The sequence below is a fragment of the Candidatus Omnitrophota bacterium genome (assembly GCA_041649175.1).
Taxonomy (GTDB): Bacteria; Omnitrophota; Gorgyraeia; order Zapsychrales; family JBAZNR01; genus JBAZNR01.
The window spans coordinates 717,118-733,797 of record JBAZNR010000001.1 but is presented as its reverse complement, the minus strand read 5'-3'; the positions used below and the strand labels follow the sequence as shown (position 1 = coordinate 733,797).

At 41.6% G+C, this 16,680-nt stretch carries 19 protein-coding genes; all 19 read right to left on the bottom strand.

The window, feature by feature from the left end:
• Window positions 1-23 precede the first annotated feature (23 nt).
• A complete protein-coding gene (gene nuoL, locus WC676_02885; GenBank protein ID MFA5059550.1) occupies window positions 24-1,865 on the bottom strand; it encodes an NADH-quinone oxidoreductase subunit L in 1,842 nt (613 codons plus the stop codon).
• Entirely contained in the window at window positions 1,865-2,185 is a 321-nt protein-coding gene (gene nuoK / locus WC676_02880) for an NADH-quinone oxidoreductase subunit NuoK (GenBank protein ID MFA5059549.1), read from the bottom strand. The genes nuoL and nuoK overlap by 1 nt, the downstream gene beginning before the upstream one ends.
• Window positions 2,186-2,194: 9 nt before the next feature.
• The gene (locus WC676_02875; GenBank protein ID MFA5059548.1) at window positions 2,195-2,683 is read right to left on the bottom strand and encodes an NADH-quinone oxidoreductase subunit J; all 489 of its coding nucleotides are present in this window, start codon (window positions 2,681-2,683) and stop codon (window positions 2,195-2,197) included.
• An 8-nt stretch (window positions 2,684-2,691) separates the two neighbouring features.
• Window positions 2,692-3,165, bottom strand: a complete 474-nt coding sequence (locus WC676_02870) for a 4Fe-4S binding protein (protein ID MFA5059547.1) — start codon at window positions 3,163-3,165, stop codon at window positions 2,692-2,694.
• Between the two features lie 21 nt (window positions 3,166-3,186).
• The gene (gene nuoH / locus WC676_02865; protein ID MFA5059546.1) at window positions 3,187-4,152 is read right to left on the bottom strand and encodes an NADH-quinone oxidoreductase subunit NuoH; all 966 of its coding nucleotides are present in this window, start codon (window positions 4,150-4,152) and stop codon (window positions 3,187-3,189) included.
• A complete protein-coding gene (locus WC676_02860; GenBank protein ID MFA5059545.1) occupies window positions 4,149-5,276 on the bottom strand; it encodes an NADH-quinone oxidoreductase subunit D in 1,128 nt (375 codons plus the stop codon). The genes nuoH and WC676_02860 overlap by 4 nt, the downstream gene beginning before the upstream one ends.
• Before the next feature lie 17 nt (window positions 5,277-5,293).
• Window positions 5,294-5,761, bottom strand: coding sequence for an NADH-quinone oxidoreductase subunit C (locus WC676_02855; protein ID MFA5059544.1), 468 nt, complete (start codon window positions 5,759-5,761; stop codon window positions 5,294-5,296).
• Window positions 5,762-5,764: 3 nt separating this feature from the next.
• Window positions 5,765-6,331, bottom strand: coding sequence for an NADH-quinone oxidoreductase subunit B family protein (locus tag WC676_02850; protein ID MFA5059543.1), 567 nt, complete (start codon window positions 6,329-6,331; stop codon window positions 5,765-5,767).
• A gap of 35 nt (window positions 6,332-6,366) precedes the next feature.
• A complete protein-coding gene (gene ndhC, locus WC676_02845) occupies window positions 6,367-6,726 on the bottom strand; it encodes an NADH-quinone oxidoreductase subunit A (GenBank protein ID MFA5059542.1) in 360 nt (119 codons plus the stop codon).
• Window positions 6,727-7,027: 301 nt separating this feature from the next.
• Complete coding sequence (locus tag WC676_02840) at window positions 7,028-7,558, bottom strand: lipocalin family protein (GenBank protein ID MFA5059541.1); 531 nt, start codon at window positions 7,556-7,558, stop codon at window positions 7,028-7,030.
• Window positions 7,559-7,827: 269 nt separating this feature from the next.
• Window positions 7,828-9,450: a hypothetical protein gene (locus tag WC676_02835; GenBank protein MFA5059540.1), complete on the bottom strand. Its 1,623-nt coding sequence runs from the start codon at window positions 9,448-9,450 to the stop codon at window positions 7,828-7,830.
• Window positions 9,451-9,555: 105 nt separating this feature from the next.
• Complete coding sequence (locus tag WC676_02830; protein MFA5059539.1) at window positions 9,556-9,993, bottom strand: nucleoside deaminase; 438 nt, start codon at window positions 9,991-9,993, stop codon at window positions 9,556-9,558.
• 354 nt (window positions 9,994-10,347) lie between these two features.
• Window positions 10,348-11,493 carry a Fic family protein gene (locus WC676_02825; GenBank protein ID MFA5059538.1) on the bottom strand — a complete coding sequence of 382 codons (1,146 nt, stop codon included), beginning with the start codon at window positions 11,491-11,493 and terminating at the stop codon, window positions 10,348-10,350.
• Window positions 11,494-11,694: 201 nt separating this feature from the next.
• Entirely contained in the window at window positions 11,695-12,123 is a 429-nt protein-coding gene (locus tag WC676_02820; protein MFA5059537.1) for a hypothetical protein, read from the bottom strand.
• 16 nt (window positions 12,124-12,139) lie between these two features.
• Window positions 12,140-12,646 carry a Mov34/MPN/PAD-1 family protein gene (locus WC676_02815; GenBank protein ID MFA5059536.1) on the bottom strand — a complete coding sequence of 169 codons (507 nt, stop codon included), beginning with the start codon at window positions 12,644-12,646 and terminating at the stop codon, window positions 12,140-12,142.
• Window positions 12,643-14,349 carry a ThiF family adenylyltransferase gene (locus WC676_02810; protein MFA5059535.1) on the bottom strand — a complete coding sequence of 569 codons (1,707 nt, stop codon included), beginning with the start codon at window positions 14,347-14,349 and terminating at the stop codon, window positions 12,643-12,645. Before WC676_02810 ends, WC676_02815 begins: the two co-directional genes overlap by 4 nt.
• 4 nt (window positions 14,350-14,353) lie before the next feature.
• The gene (locus WC676_02805; GenBank protein MFA5059534.1) at window positions 14,354-15,436 is read right to left on the bottom strand and encodes an MBL fold metallo-hydrolase; all 1,083 of its coding nucleotides are present in this window, start codon (window positions 15,434-15,436) and stop codon (window positions 14,354-14,356) included.
• A 20-nt stretch (window positions 15,437-15,456) separates the two neighbouring features.
• Window positions 15,457-15,942 carry a hypothetical protein gene (locus tag WC676_02800; protein ID MFA5059533.1) on the bottom strand — a complete coding sequence of 162 codons (486 nt, stop codon included), beginning with the start codon at window positions 15,940-15,942 and terminating at the stop codon, window positions 15,457-15,459.
• A gap of 190 nt (window positions 15,943-16,132) precedes the next feature.
• Entirely contained in the window at window positions 16,133-16,507 is a 375-nt protein-coding gene (locus WC676_02795) for a hypothetical protein (protein ID MFA5059532.1), read from the bottom strand.
• Window positions 16,508-16,680 lie beyond the last annotated feature (173 nt).

Here is a 16,680-nt window from a genome sequence, read left to right as displayed (position 1 = left end):
ACTCTTTCTTCTTTAGCCTGCTCTTATTTTCCTATCGACATGAGTAAACACAAAGCAACAACGCCGCCGAATATCCCTAAAGCATAATTCTGCACAAAACCGGTTTGGATCCGCCTTAGCGAACCGGCCGACAATTGGATGATGTGCGAGAAACCATTCACCGCTCCGTCGACAATATGTCGGTCAAACCAGTGAGCCATATCCGAAATGACAAAAAGGATCCGATCGACACAAAACGTATAAAATTCATCCACATAATATTTATTTTTTAGGATTCTGTAAATTCCGGAAAACCTTTGAGCTAAAGCTTGTGCTGAGATCATTTGTTTTTGATAGATGGCCCAAGCAAAAATAATAGCGCCAATAGCCACGATATTAGAGACAACCGGAATAATCATATCGTGCCCTTCTTCGGCCGCAACACTACCAAAGAAAACAAAATGCCTAAAATGTTCAGCCGCGTATCCTAACCCTAAGGCAAATGCCGCGAGAACAATAAGAGGAACGCACATCACCCACGGTGATTCGTGAGGATGTTTTCCGTGAGATTTTTCGGTTGAGAAAAATACGACAAAAAATAGCCGCGCCATATAAAAGGCCGTAAATCCGGCGGTTAAAAGTGCCACGGAAAAAAGGATGTAATGCCCGCTATGAAACGTCTCCAATAAAATAGCGTCTTTGCTGAAATAACCGCTGGTCGGAAATATTCCGCAAAGCGCTAAGCCACCCGCTAAAAATGTCAGCGTCGTTACTTTCATCTTTTTATAAAGTCCGCCCATTTCCCAAATATTGTTGGTTCCAACCGCGTGAATAACGCTGCCCGCCCCTAAGAACAAAAGCGCTTTAAACGACGCATGGGTGATCAAATGGAAAAATCCGGCTGTAAATCCACCGACGCCAAGCCCCAACATCATATAGCCAAGCTGGCTGACGGTTGAATAGGCTAAAACCTTTTTGATATCGTCTTGAACTAAAGCAATGCTTCCCGCTAAAAATGCGGTAAAACAACCGATGATCGCAATAACAAAAAGGGCTGTTGCCGACAGAGAAAAAAGAAAATACGCCCGCGCGACCAAATATACTCCGGCGGCCACCATGGTGGCCGCATGGATAAGAGCCGAAACCGGCGTGGGGCCTTCCATGGCATCGGGAAGCCAAACGTGGAGAGGAAATTGAGCGCTTTTACCGGCCGCGCCCGCGAATAAAAGAAGCGCGATCACCGTAATTGTCATCGGATCAATGATACCGGTGGGCAGCATTCGTTCGAGCGTAAGAAAATTAAACGTTCCGGTTTTCACCGAAAGGATAAGAATGGCGATCAGAAATCCAAAATCTCCAAAACGCGTCACCACAAATGCCTTTTTAGCCGCGTTGGCCGCTTCCGGCTTGAAATACCAATGCCCGATCAACAGATACGAAGACAAGCCCACCATTTCCCAGAAAATATACATCTGCAAAAAGTTATTGGCGATGACCAATCCCAGCATGGAAAAACTAAACAAAGACAAGAAAGCATAATATTTCGAATAGCCGCTGTCGCCTTTCATATAACCGACCGAGTAAACCTGAACCAAAAAGCTCACCGCGCATACCACCAAAAGCATCACCGATGAGATTGGATTAAGCAAAATCCCTATTTCGATATTTAGATTAGTTAATATCTTCATCCATGGAAATGTGTATTCCGTATTCCCCGGAACCGCCGCCACCAGCCCAAAGATAATAATGGATGATATAAGAGAAAAGAGCATGGCCAGAATGGAAATACCGGCAGAAATCCTGGGAGATTTTCTGGTCACTAAGGCGATCAGCAGAAATGCCAAAAGAGGAAATAATAAAACTAAGCCTGCTAAAACTAACATCATTACCCTTTCATCAGATTGATATGATCACTGGCAATGCTTTTACAATGACGATAAATACCTAAAAGAAGCGCCAAACCCACCGCCACTTCCGCCGCCGCGATGGCGATAATAAAAAGGACAAAAACTTCTCCCGATAAAGGAGACGCAAAATAAGGCGACTGATGATAGCGCATAAACGCCACAAAATTCAAACAACAGCTATTTAAGATAAGTTCAATAGACATCAAAATACCGAACGTATTTCGCCGTGTTAAGGCGCCATAAATACCGATGACGAACAAGATGCTGGAAAAAATTAAAATTTCTTTAATATGGACCATAAGTATTTGTTATTTAACTTCTTTTCTGGCTATAATGATCGCGCCCATCAAAGCGATCAACAAAACAAAAGATAGTATTTCAAAAGCTAAAACATAATCCGTTAAAAGTACTCGTCCGATTTGCGCGGTGCTCACAACGACTGACAGCGCAATGTTTAAAAACGGTGTTTTCATAATGCTGAAAACAAGGACCGCGAAAATCAAAGCGCTGATAAAAAAAGAAATTCCCTTTTGTTCATTGGTCTGCTTGATCGTTTTATCGCCGATATCCGCCGTTAATTTAATGGCGTAGATAAATAAAGTCACAATCCCACCGACATAGACCAAAATTTGAACAGCGCCTAAGAATTCGGCTCCGATATAAAAATAAAATCCACTGACACTCAAAAGTGTCAGCGCCAGCCAAACGGCGCTATGGAAAATATCCCGCGCGGTCACCGTCATAAAAGCGGAAACACAGCCGCAAAGCGCAATAAAATAAAAAATAAAATCAGCCACAGGCTTAATTAACCCTTCTTTGTATATTTAGTAAGATCGTACTTGTCTAGATGCTTATATTTTTCCGCGTTCATCAAGTCAATATTATTAACATCATCATGTGAGAAAACAGAAACCTCATACATCTTATTTAAATAGATCGCGTCCGTCGGGCAAATCTCTTCGCACAGCCCGCAAAAACAGCAAAGTTCTCCGTTAAACGTAAATTTGGTAATATCCAATTTCTTTTTATTATCCGCCGTTAAGCTTTGTTTGTGCGTAAGATCAAGCGCGGCCACCGGGCAGATCTTAATACACATATAACAAACAACGCAATCTTCCGGAATAAGGTCAACCATGCCGCGGAAATTTTCCGCCATCGGCCTTTTTTCTTTCGGATACTGCAAAGTCACCGCCGGAGCAAAAATATTACGCATCGTAACTTTAAGCCCGATCAAGATGCTGACAAAACTTAAAACAAAAAATTTAAGACGCAAAAACATAACTATCTATCCCTTCATCGCTTACTTTAACATGAGCCAACCGCTCACCACAATATTCGCTAATGCGATCGGCGTTAAGAATTTCCAGGCAAACGCCATCATTTGGTCCATCCGCACTCGCGGTAAAGTCCATCGAACCCACATCGAAACAAAAATAATGCCGTATGTTTTGATGAGAAACCATGCCAAAGGCGGCAATACCGGGCCTTGCCAGCCGCCTAAAAATAGAACAGCCAACACCGCCGAGATAATAAAAAGATTGGTGTATTCCGCCAAGAAGAACATGGCGAATTTCATTCCTGTATATTCGGTGTGATACCCTGCTCCCAATTCCGATTCCGCTTCCGGAATATCGAAAGGCACACGGTTCACTTCCGCCGTGGAAGAAATAAAATAGATCAGGGCAGCGATGGCCATATTAGGTTTTAAAATAAGCCAGGAATGTTCTTGAGCGCGGACGATTTCCTGCATGGAAAGCGTTCCGGTTTCCATCACCACCACCACAATTGAAAGAAGCAGTGGAACTTCATAGCTGATAATTTGCGCCGCCGAACGCATGCCGCCTAAAAGCGAATATTTATTATTTGAGCCCCATCCGGCCATGAAAATTCCTAAAACGCAAACAGAAGTCACGGATGTTAAGAATAAAACTCCGACGTTAAGATCGCGCGCGATCAGCACATCGCTAAACGGAACCGTGACCAAAGCCATAATGGGCGGAACCGTCACAAAAAACGGCGCCAGCCACCAGGAAAATTTGTCAACTCCCGACGGAACAATATTCTCTTTTAACAAAAGTTTGAGCATATCGGCGGCAGTTTGAAGCGACCCGTGCCAGCCAACCACCATCGGCCCCAAACGGTTTTGAATAACGGCTGAAACTTTTCTTTCCCACCAAACCAAAAACATCGCGGAAATCGCCACGAAGCCTAAAATAACCGACCCGCCTAAAATCATCGTAAAAAGCGCTGATGTTTGATCGATCATCGGTCAATTTCCCCCATGACAAAGTCCATGCTTCCCAAAACGCAAATCGCATCCGAAACATTGAGCCCGCGAATAAGCTCAGGAAGTACCGCCAAATTAGAAAAAGATGGAGAGCGTATTTTAAGCCGATAAGGCTTTTCCGATCCGTCGCTCACAATATAGAAACCTAATTCGCCTTTGGGATTTTCTGTTCGCAAATATGTTTCTCCGGCGGCCGGTTTATGAACCTTATTGACCTTAGCCACAGGATTTCCTTCGGGCAAAGCACCAATAGCCTGCTCAACGATCTTTAAACTTTGGCGCATTTCTTCAATTCTTACCTTATATCGATCCCACGAATCGCCGTTTTGTCCGGTGGGAATATCAAAATCAAATTTATCATAAACAAGGTACGGTTCTTCTTTTCTAATGTCCCACTTAACACCCGCCGCGCGCAAAATAGGCCCGGAAACGCTATAGTTAATAGCCATTTCTTTTGAAAGAACGCCAACCTTTTTCGCCCGAGCTAAGAAAATCGCGTTATAAGTTAAAAGCTGATCATATTCATCCAACTTTTTGCGTTCATATTTAATAAAATCCTTGATGATCTTATCTCCGCCGGCAGGCAGATCATTTTGAACGCCGCCAATGCGCATATAATTATAGGTAAGACGGCTTCCGCAAATGGTATCGAATAATTCCACGATCTTTTCGCGGTCGCGGAAGCAATAAAAAAGCGCCGTTGCGTAGGCGCCAAGATCTTGAGCAAAAGTTCCGGTCGAAACCAAATGACTTCCGATACGGTTTAATTCCGCGATGATCACGCGAAGATATTGCGCGCGCGGATTAACCGTAAGGTTAAGGCTTTTTTCCACCGCCATCACATATCCCAAATTATTATTCATCGACGCTAAATAATCAAGGCGGTCGGTAAACGGAATAAACGCCGTATACATGCGGTTTTCGGCCACCTTTTCGCAGCTGCGATGAAGATAACCAATATGCGGACGGCAATCTAAAACAATCTCACCGTTAAGTTTTAACTCCAGATAAAGAACCCCATGCGTGGAGGGGTGCTGAGGCCCCATGTTAACGATGAGTTCTTCGTCTTTAAGTTCTTTAGGATCAAAAGAATGTTCGTTCATTTTAAAATATTTAAGCGTTACCCTTTAAGCCCTTGTGTTTCTGCCTTTGGAAAAAATTCGGGATGCGTAAAATCTTTTCTTAAAGGATAATACGTCCATTCATCCGGATTAAGAATGCGGCGCGGATCCGGATGATTTAAGAATTTCACACCGAATAGATCAAAAACTTCCCGCTCCAACCAATCGGCTGAGCGCCAAAACTTTGTTAAAGTTTCTACTTCGGGGTTTTCCCGCGGAAGAAAAACCTTGAGTGTAAGCATAAATCGATTTTTAAAGGAATACAGATGATAAACAACTTCAATTTTGTCTTTGCGGTCAACGCCGGAAATGCAATGCATATTTTCAAATAACAGTTCTTCCCCTTTAAGGAATTCGGCAATTTTCAGCAAAAATTCCTTTTTGATGACAAGGGCTGTGGATTGTTCTTCAACGATTGAATCGGGAAATTTTCCGCGGACAATTTGAGTTAATGGCGCAAGATCCATAATTTAAGAGGCCTTCTCTTCTTTTTTATCGGAAGGATTTTCCTTATTTAACAATCCTCCGCCAATATTCGGATTAGCAGGATTTAAAGGAGGATGTTTATATCCTTCGGGACTTTCAATCTTTTGTTTAAGTAATAAAATGCTGTTTAAGAGGTTTTCGGGGCGCGGCGGACAACCGATCACGTGCACATCCACCGGAATCCCTAATCGTTCGGTTCCCTGCACCACGGAATACGTATCGTGATAAAAAATCCCTCCTCCGACGGCGCAGTTGCCCATGGCGATCACGTATTTGGGCTCGGGCATTTGGGCGTAGAGCTTTTTCATACAATCGCCCATTTTAACGCAAATGGTTCCGGCAACGATCATCACGTCGCACTGACGGGGACTTGCGCGAAACACACCTGAGCCTAAGCGATCAATGTCAAAACGAGAGGCACCCGTAGCCATCATTTCAATCGCACAGCAAGAAAGCCCAAAGGTGAGCGGCCAAATCGAAGACCCTCTGGCCCATTTAAAAAGGTCTTCGGTTTTCGTCATTATAACTTCTCCACCGGGAAATTTTTCCATGAACTTTTCTCCCGATAACGCGGCTGCTTTATCATTTATTGCCATTCGAGGGCTCCTTTCTTCCAGGCGTACACTAATCCTAGGGTCAGGATCAAAATAAAGATCATCATCTCAACGTAGGCGATCATTCCTAATTGCTTAAAAACAACCGCCCAGGGAATAACAAATAAGACTTCCACGTCAAAAATCACGAAAATCAAAGCGAACAGGTAATAGCGGACATTGAATTGGATCCGGGAGTTGCCTTTAACGATCTCTCCGCATTCATAAGGAGAATTCTTGACCGCCTCAACCCCAAGCCTGGGGCGCAGAAACCAAGACGCCACAAAGGCCGCGGCGATGAAGACAACGCCGAGGATAAGGTAAAATATGATGTAAATGTAGTCTGGAAGCATACGGAAATTTTTCCAATCCTAACAGATTTTTTTAATTGTGTCCAGATTAAGTTCGTTTGATTTTAATAGGCCTTGTGGTTATTTCTTAGAAAAGATGCGATTTTGGCACACCTCTTCGCAGAAGAACAAAGGCTATATATCGGCTGAATTATAGCGTATTTAAGAGGAAAATCAACAGTTAATTCACCTTGTGCGTCTGCAGCTTTTCGACCGCAGACGCACAAGGCAAATCGGAACAGCTTTAGCACTTTAGATGTAGAGAAAAAAAATTAGAACATATCCCCGGAGTTTAAAATCCTTTTCATTCCTTATCGCCCCAGCGTTGAGGTACTTTGCGAATTTTGGTAATATCATATCCTTGCTCTTTTAGAATGCTCAGTAAGCGCTGATAATCTTGTTCCGGAATTTGAGGCGCTCGCGCCTGGATCCAAACATAATCGCGCTTATTGCGCCCGATCACGGTCTGGCTATAATCCGGCGTTAGATATGTTATCAGAAACTCAGCTTTAAACGGCCAGACAAACTGCATGCCCCAGGTTGAGTTGTTGACTTTATCAACAATGAATCCACGGGGATTGTATTTCTTAAGCGGTCCATCAAATCCACCTTGGTGAAATGTAAAAATCGTGTTGATGGTGCCATCAGCGTTGATTTGATACTCTTCAATTGCATTATAGGCTTTTGTTTCAATAAAAGTCGGGATACACGCAATAACATACCAAGGCCCCATATAGCGCTTGATATCAACGTGATCCACAGTCTTTAAACGAGGCAGTGGTTGAGCACAACCAAATATAAACAATAAAAATAGCAACACTAGCAATTTCCTCATAATTATCTCAATCCCTTTCTAAATGTTTTAATTACTTTTTTTATTTAAAAAATATATCGGTAAATAATACGTCAGCATCCATTCAAATTGCCAGGCCTGTCAAGCGCCGGATTAAATTGTTAATTAAAAGTTATATTTTCCGGGGACACGTATCTTTTTACCCTTCATCCCATTCGCATTTTAACATAGAGTAAAAAAGATGATGATGAATATGCGCTGAATCTAGTTTTTCCGGTCACAGAAAGAAAATAAAACCTTTGGTATTTAAACTATTTAATATAGGGCAGTTCGGCTAATAAAAAACCTCTTAATTCCGGCGGCGCGGCGGAAATGATCATTTTGCAAATACCGGGATCCTTCCGATTTCTCCACGCCTCATAGGTAATCTTAAAATTATTCTTTAAATTATAAGGATATTCTAAGTTGGAAGAATTTGCCTTTACAAAATGCTTTTCGTAAATTTCCCGGAGCGGATACTGATTAAGCCACATCGATAGCTCCCAATAACGCTGGCGGTAATGCAGCGCTATCCAGGAATAATTCAGCATCCGGATATTATAAAACGAATTGACCATTAGGCTGGCCAGAAAAATGCAAATAAGGACATTTTTCCACGGTGTTTTATCCATCATAAACTTTAAGCCCAACCCAACGGTGATCGCAAAAAATACGCTGAAACACGACCCATAATATCCGCAGCCGGCTAAAATATTACTCGTCATATGAAGCAGGCTAAAAAATATCACAAACCCAACCAAAGCCATTAAGGATTTTAAGAAATATGTCCGTAATTTCTTATTTTGATTATCACGCCATTTCCCCGCTAAGGCCCACGCCCCGACAGCAAGAATTGCAAAAGAAAAAATGCCGTGAAGAATTTGAAAGAAAGTGATGTGTTTATCTTTGATAAAATCCCAGCCCAGTTGAATATTATCGCCATGAATTAACTCATTCGCCGTAGAATAAAACTGCGTTACGCGAACACTGACAGAAGGATCCTTAAGATACGCGTTAAAACCTGCCAAGAGATTATCATGCAAAAGAAGAATAAAGTTAACGATCATCGCCCATACATCGATGTTTGGCAGACGCTGGCTGATCCCCATATGATCAGAAAAAGCAAAGAAATTAAATCCCGGATAACCGGCGAAGGCATAAAGTTGGGGTAAGAAAAACGTGAGCGAAAAATAGTAAACAGCCGGGATCAGTAAGTATAAAATTGTTGTAAAAACACGTTGTTGGCGCTGCCGGAAAATCCCCGGGAAGAAAATAGGGACGAGAACAAAAATAAACAGTGAATATTCATCAAAGAATAAGGAAGCGATGATCATCAGGACAAGAAAAAGAAAATCTCGCCTGAAAGATGTGCAGGAGGCTTTTTCTATATTTCTTGCGATCACTGATCCAAGATAAAGGCAAAAGATACAAAAAAAGTTGGTAATAGCTTTGCCCGGAAGAAACAACATGATGACCGATATGAGCGCGCCGGGGCTGATGATATAAAGAAATGCCGTGATCAGCGCGATCGCCTTATCGTCGGTAATATTTTTGATAAATTTGTATAGAAAATACGGGCATAGGACCAAAACAACAATCCATGTTAAAGAAAGACTTGGATGTACGGGGATAAATTGAAAGATCCAGTTTCTAAATAGAATATTGAATGTCTGGAATATATTAGAGAAGATGCGCGCACGGCTATTGGGAACTCCGCCATATTCCCCTTCAAAGATCTGCCAATTCAAACATTGAGAAACGCGCTCAAGAAAAGAGGGATGTCCGTCGAAGAATTTTTGCGTTGTCACAGCTACTTCATTATGCATCCAGGCATTTTCATAATTAAGTAAAATACCAAAAATGCACAAATAGCCGACGACAAGAAGGATTTTCAACCCAGAATTCATATTGGACTAAAGCCGATAAAACTCATACGCTGTAATTGAGCCCAATCATCAAAAGATCTATATTGGCTTTTAAACTTATTCTTGCAGATTATCTTATTTACCGATATCTTCATTCCAAAGCATCGGCTTTTCTTTGATGAACGATTCCATCATCTTAATACATCTATCATTTTGCAAAACATCAACCATAACTCCGTTTTGCCTCAATAAGTCTTCAGCCCCAAGGAAATTCCTATTTTCCCCAACAACAACTTGACGGATACCGTACAGAAGAATTGTCCCCGAACACATAATGCACGGAGAAAGAGTTGTGTACATAACGCAGTCTCGATAAATACTTGCTTTCTGACGGCCCGCATTCTCAAGGGCATCTGTTTCGCCATGAAGAATAGCGCTATTTTTTTGTATCCGGCGATTATGGCCCCGCCCAATGATCTTATCCTGATGGACAAGCACAGCTCCGATCGGAATACCACCTTCGGATAAACCGATCTGCGCTTCTTTTATTGCTTCTTCTATGAAGTGATCCATTTTCATTTTTTTATTTTAACATAAAATCAAAAAAGCGGTGAGGGATAATGTACCTTGCCCCTTGTCCTTTTCCAAGGACAGGGGCGCAACCAGTTTCCTCTTAAAACCAAAAAACCCTTGCCCGAAGGCAAAGGTTTTTTTGATGAGGAAAACTGGTTGCGGGGTCGGGATTTGAACCCGAGACCTTCAGGTTATGAGAGGCTCCGACGCTGTTGCTGGTTTTTGCTGGTTTTTGATAACTGTTAGGGGTGTTATCAGTTGCGCGATTTGTGCCTTGATGGTGTTTCTGCCTGATTGCCCTAGGTGCGGGCTATTTTGTTAGCACAGTGTTAGCACGGGCCAATCCTGAATTGATCACGCCTCTTTCAACGAATAGCTCGTACTGCGTCCACCAGCGGGATCCTTAACGAGAATACCTCTCTCAACAAGATCAAGAATGTCCCGATGAGCGGTGTCCTGCGAACACTTTGTGATCTTCGCCCATTTTGAAGTGGTGAGTTTACCTTCAAAGCCGTCAAACAACTTGTTGATGATCATTTTCTGCCGTTCGTTAATGGATTCGACAGGAAGAGAATCCCAAAAACGGGCTTTCTTGAACACACCGGACAATGTACTTTCAGTTGTATCCAGCGCCCGACTCAAACAGTTCAGAAACCACACCAGCCACGCCGTGATATCAATCCCCTCTTTTGTGATATGGATACTTTTCTGTGTCTTTTCAAGGACATCATAATATTCATTTCTTTCATGACGAATCTGATTCGACATGCTGTAAAAACGTTCCCGACTACCGTCGGCACGCGCCAGCTGCATATCAGCAATCGCCCGGGCGATACGCCCATTGCCATCATCAAAGGGATGAAGCGTCACGAACCACAAATGTGCAATACCTGCTTTGAGCACAGGATCTAAATCCTTCGTTCCACCTGTGGTGAGCGAAGCCGAACCATTAAACCAGCTCAAAAAATCCTTCATTTCACTTTTGAGACGACTGGCTTCCGGCGCTTCATAATGCACCTTCTCACGGCCAACAGGACCGGATACAACTCTCATGGGGCCATGGCTATCGTCGCGCCAAGCGCCAACAGTAATTTTATGCATTCCGCTACGTCCGGTCGGGAACAAACTGGCATGCCAGCCAAACATTCGATCTTGAGTAAGGGGCTTATCAAAATTCTGTGTGGCATCGAGCATCATTTCCACCACACCATCCACATGACGATCGGAAGGCACAAGTCCGCCAATATCCATGCCCAATCTTCGCGCAATGGATGATCGCACTTTGGCAGGATCAAGGATCTCCCCTTCGATTTCACTGCTTTTTAAAACATCAAGAGTAAGTGTCTGTAAAATTGCCTCTGAACGCAAAGAAAAACCCAATGCTTCCATACGGCCGATCAAACGTCCCTGTCGATTGCGCACAGTCCCTAGTATGGATGCAATCTCTTTATGATCCCATATGAAAGCTGGCCAGTTATCTAATTGGTGGATATATTTCATTTAATTTTCCTTTATGCTATGCGGAGAATAGACGCCTTAATCTCCGCATACTATGCGTAGAATATAACACATATTCTCCGCATACACAAGTCTCAATTTATAAATTTCCAGATGATATTGTCACAAAAAGCGTGCATTTTTGTGACAAGACTAACCAGATTATTTTATACAAGTTGTTTATTCACTAAGACTTAAATCTATTTATGAAAACCTTACCCTACCCGCTTTCATCTTGCGGAGAATAACGGGCTTATTCTCCGCATTCAATTTCTCAACCAATACTCCGCCCTCAGAATCACGAGCGATAACCCGATAATCTTTTAAATCCGATTTAGAAGCCTCCCCATATTCTCTAGCCTGATCTTCCGTCTCGGTTAACCATGCCAAATTTTCAGATTTTATCTTTGTCAAATCAATCCCGGGTTCAGGTACAACATCTTTATTGCCTAATTCCTCTTGCTCATATTTCAAGACATCTAGAGCGGTTAGGCCTTTGAGCATTGCACTTTCTGGCCCGCCGCGGAATAATTGTTTTGGCTTGAATACTTCGTGGATCATAAGCAAAAAATTTCGTTTTATTTCCGAACTTCCCGAACCATGCGGATTATCCATGATTGTGTCGAGAACCATATCTCGGATCTCATAATCAAACTATTCCTGAAATGCCTTCTGTAATCGCAATTAATTCAATCCTTTCATCTTCCATAAGATATACCCAACATTTTTCCGATTTCCAAACTTTAGGCCCACCGTTTAATATTATCAACACAGGTCGCTTACAAGCGCATTGATCTCTTTTTGCAACCTGAAACATAGCGGCATCATCAGTAATGCTAGGATATCCGGCACCATTAGGGTGTGAATGCCATTCACCGATAAAATACTTAGTGCCTGATGCTATACGCCACAGTTTCTTCAAAAAACTATTCGCCTCTTTCGCCTCTCTCAAGAAACTCATTCTTTTCCCAGAATTACCCTTTGAGATCATGATATCTTTAACCTTAGCCTTCTTCAAATCATCGGAATACTCACCAATCAATATCCCACCGCATTCATTTGGATAAGATTCTTCACATAAGCGTGCCATCTTCTGCCAAATCGAATCCGGCATAATCACCGATAAATCATATTTATGATCAATCCAATTTTTCATACTACGGAATCCAAAATTATCTTATAAGTAAAATGCTTATCATCATAACCATAGATTAAATACCGACCCTTCTCAAAAGTATCCCCACACAACTCATTTAAACAAGAATACAATATGGATGTTGTCGCGGACATTCTTGCTTCCGAAGCCTCAAATGTCATAAAATAACATCCTGTATTCGGCCTAATTCCTATATCTTTTTCAGGGGATTCGAGCAAAGCAAGACACCCTTTGAGATCGCTATCATCGCTATTGCTCATATAAATCCGCATCTGCGTCAATATTTCATTAATATCAGGTGAAGAATTCTTTCCCGATATCGCAATAATTAAATATTTTGCTTTATTTGTAATAAAAGCCGAAACCATCCGTTTCGAATGTTTTTTGGCAAGATCCACCAAATACAGGGATGCTTTTACCGGCAATCCGGCATCAATCCACAGGTCATACTCCAAAAGCTGTTGCATTTCTTTTGAATCTGATGTCAGATTAAGAATATCTGTCAAGGCAACCGAGAAATCTCCCCACGGATTAATATCTTTTAACACCTTGCCCATTTCAGATGCCTTAAGTTTTCCAACACTGCTGAAATGTAAGGCATGCCTGCATAAATTGCCAGCTTCGATTGTTTCATGATCACATACGATCATTCTTGCGATACCAGATTTAGCCAAAAATACTAAAAGATGACTGCCAATTGCACCGCAACCAAAAACAGCACAATTATTTACCGAGGACTGCCCTCCAATTCTACTGTATAAAAACCTAAGGGAACAATCGTGTGATTTAAAATATTCGACCTTTGTATTCTCAACTTCTTTTCTATAATCACTCACTGCAAGGTTATAATCGACCTTCTTTTTCTTATTTTTCTTCCTCTGCTTTCTCGAAATTTGATAGTAAGCAGAGATATCTAACAAAAAAGATTGCCAGTGTATATCATTAAACGGGCCACCATTGGTTTCCTTAATCGGGAACCCCAAGATAACAATGAATTTCTTCTCTGGTAATAGTTTTATCCCCTCCCTAACCAAATTTTCGAAGGATAACCCTTCGCTTTCCAAAAGCTCGGCCAGTTCTCGAAAATAAATTGGCGGCCTTTTATATCTAAGCACGGGCTCTTTCTTATACCAAATATATATCCCGCATCTCTCATCAGAATTTAAGGCCTTTGGGTCAATGTTAAACCTACGTATTTGAATTAACTGGTTCTCAACAGCATAAGAGAAGAAACCGATCACAGATTCTGTCCGAGAAATCCAACTTTGCGGATCTCTCTCAACAAAAACCAAATGAAATGGCTTAGCAACCGGGAACTGCGGCAATTCATAATAATCTTCTTTTGCTTCTAAATTATTCTCAGCGGCCTTTGTTAAAAATTCGCTTAGATATTCCAAAAATCCTCTTAAAGTCGGATTCTCAAACCATCTACGACTATCTGGAGGACATATTTTCCCGTCATCCATCCGCACATGTGGAAATATCCACAACGGCTCGTCTACAAAGAAAGCCTGAGGGCTTTCATATTGCGGATAAGCCGCGGGCGTTACAATTTTGATATTCACTTGACCGCTGGTTATCTCTTGGATCGGACTGGCAGGAACTGAACGGAGATGAAACATTCCAGAAATAGTATTTTCTGCAATATTCTGAGTCCCTTTAAAAAATTCTTCAATCGCATCTTGTTCCTCTTTGCTAAACATATTTCTATCCGAATCGATTGGGGAATAGTACGGCCGGGCTTCTCGGTTTCTCAAAAGTTGTAGAAGCTTTTTCCGACGAAGAGTCCACCGCAAACCTTTTATCAGAATCAATATTTAATGCACTAATCTGCTCATCCGGAATAACATATTGGATAGAACCGTCACTCGTAAACTTAAGAGTTCTGTTCACATTCTTGAACGATGCATAAAGTTTCAATGCATATTCATTGGGCGGGCTCTCGTGATCTTTATCTCCGGGTTTAGTCTTATTTGTCACAACAACAATTGATGGGGAGATTGACAGCAAGCCATCGGTATAGCACCCATCGGTATTTTCATCAAAAGTTTCATCTTTAGCACAATCAAACTGAGAGATAAAAAATCCTTTTGAACCATGATGGGACGCATGGAGCAATTTCGAAAAGCAACTGCGCGAAAACTTCGGCATAATCCAATACTTCCACGTCAATAACTCCCCGTCCCCCGTAATCAAAACACTTGAATTCATGTAGGTTATTCGACAAATAATTGAACCCACATGAATAAGATCAGATAGTGATTTTTTGGCACTCTCTTCAACACTTTCTTCTAACCTCTGCAAATAAGATTTAATTTCTTTTGACTCTTTAAGCTTATCCCATACCTCACGCGTTGGAGGCGCCATGAATTCAAATTTGACATCACCTATCTGCAAATTAATCAAATCATTCTCTACGGCGATATCCTTATCCGAATACTTTTTCTCGCGCTCCTTAATTTTCTTTAAAAACTGCTTATACTGCTCGGGCAAATCTTTTTCTTCCTTCTTCTTAAATTCAAACCCTGTATACCAAATTTCCCCTATTTCAAAATCATCAAACAATTCATTAACAGACCCCACATGATCCACATGGGCATGCGTTAGCATAAAATAATTCAAAAAATATTTATCGTCCTTTTTGGGGAGAATAGTCTTTAAATACTTTCGTACATCAACTTTTCCTCCTCCCTTGTTGTCAATGAGCATATATTGTCCCGATGGCAACTCCAACAAGGTTGCATCGCCCTGACCGACATTGAAAAAAGTGAATTTCGCTTTATTTGCCATAATAACCTCGCTATTTGATCCTATTTGTTAGCCTCTACTCGTTTCTTAACATAGGCGGATTGCTTCTTGTACGAAAACAAGAAAATAACCAGCAAAGCAAACACGAGGATAAAAAGCTCCCATCCTTGAGGGATTGAAAACTTCCTTCCCAAAACTTCGACCACTTTAAGCAGAGCAAGCAAACCAAAACATGCACATAATGTACGATACGTATTATTCACTTCTGATAAAAGCTCGACTCTTTCATCTTTCTTAGTGGCGGCGACATAATCTTTATAATCCACAAATTTAAGAAATGATATCCATTTCAGCAGTGGCTCGACAACAAGAGATCCAACCCTGCTGACCACAAGTCCAATGAAATAGTACAAAAAGAACCCTAAAACAACATCCTGCTGAGCAAAAGAGTAATCAGTTATCGCTTCGCCCAGAACAACAAAAACAACACCGGGAAAAAGGTAGTTAAACAGGTTATAGGTTGATAGCTTGTCGAGTAGATCTTTCATGAATCTTTCCCCTCCTTTCGAAACTTCTTCCCACACTCCGGGCATTCGACTTCGTTATCGAAAAACAAACTGCACAGCACATCGGCCCCGCAATGCGGGCATTTCACGACGTCCGCACCCATCGTGAAATCATATTCCATGAACTCATCGAATAAGTCATCCGGCATATTTCTCTGGAGAGAATAGCCCTCTACTTCTTTTCCTTATCTTTTTCGACAACCCCTTTTTCGATCTTTCTTGTCTTCGATGGATCATAACCTTCTGTAATACGGTCATACATCGGCGGCTTAAGATCTTCCTTGGGTTCCTCTTTAGGTTTATTTCCCTCAGTCATTACAACACCTCCACTCTTATAGTGATTTTTTGTAGCCCATATTTTAAGCCCAAAAACAAACATCATAACGACCATTAAAACAAATACCCATGAAAGTATTTTATACGTCCACACTAATAGATAAGATTTCTTGTCGGTAATAAGCCGATTCTCCACAAGCGCATCTTTATTGGCCTTTGACAATGTGTAGTGAATATCAACCACTTCATTGTCATTAAAGAACTTGATCATTTCATCGTTCAAGGGAATCTTAACAATAACGTGTTGTCTGAAGACAGCAAAACATAAGAACCAAGAGACAATTAATCCTGCAAGATTAAGAAACCCCAAACTTATTAAACTGATATCCATCCAACCTTTGAATGGAATGCAATCGCTAATAATCCGTGAACAAAAAACACCGT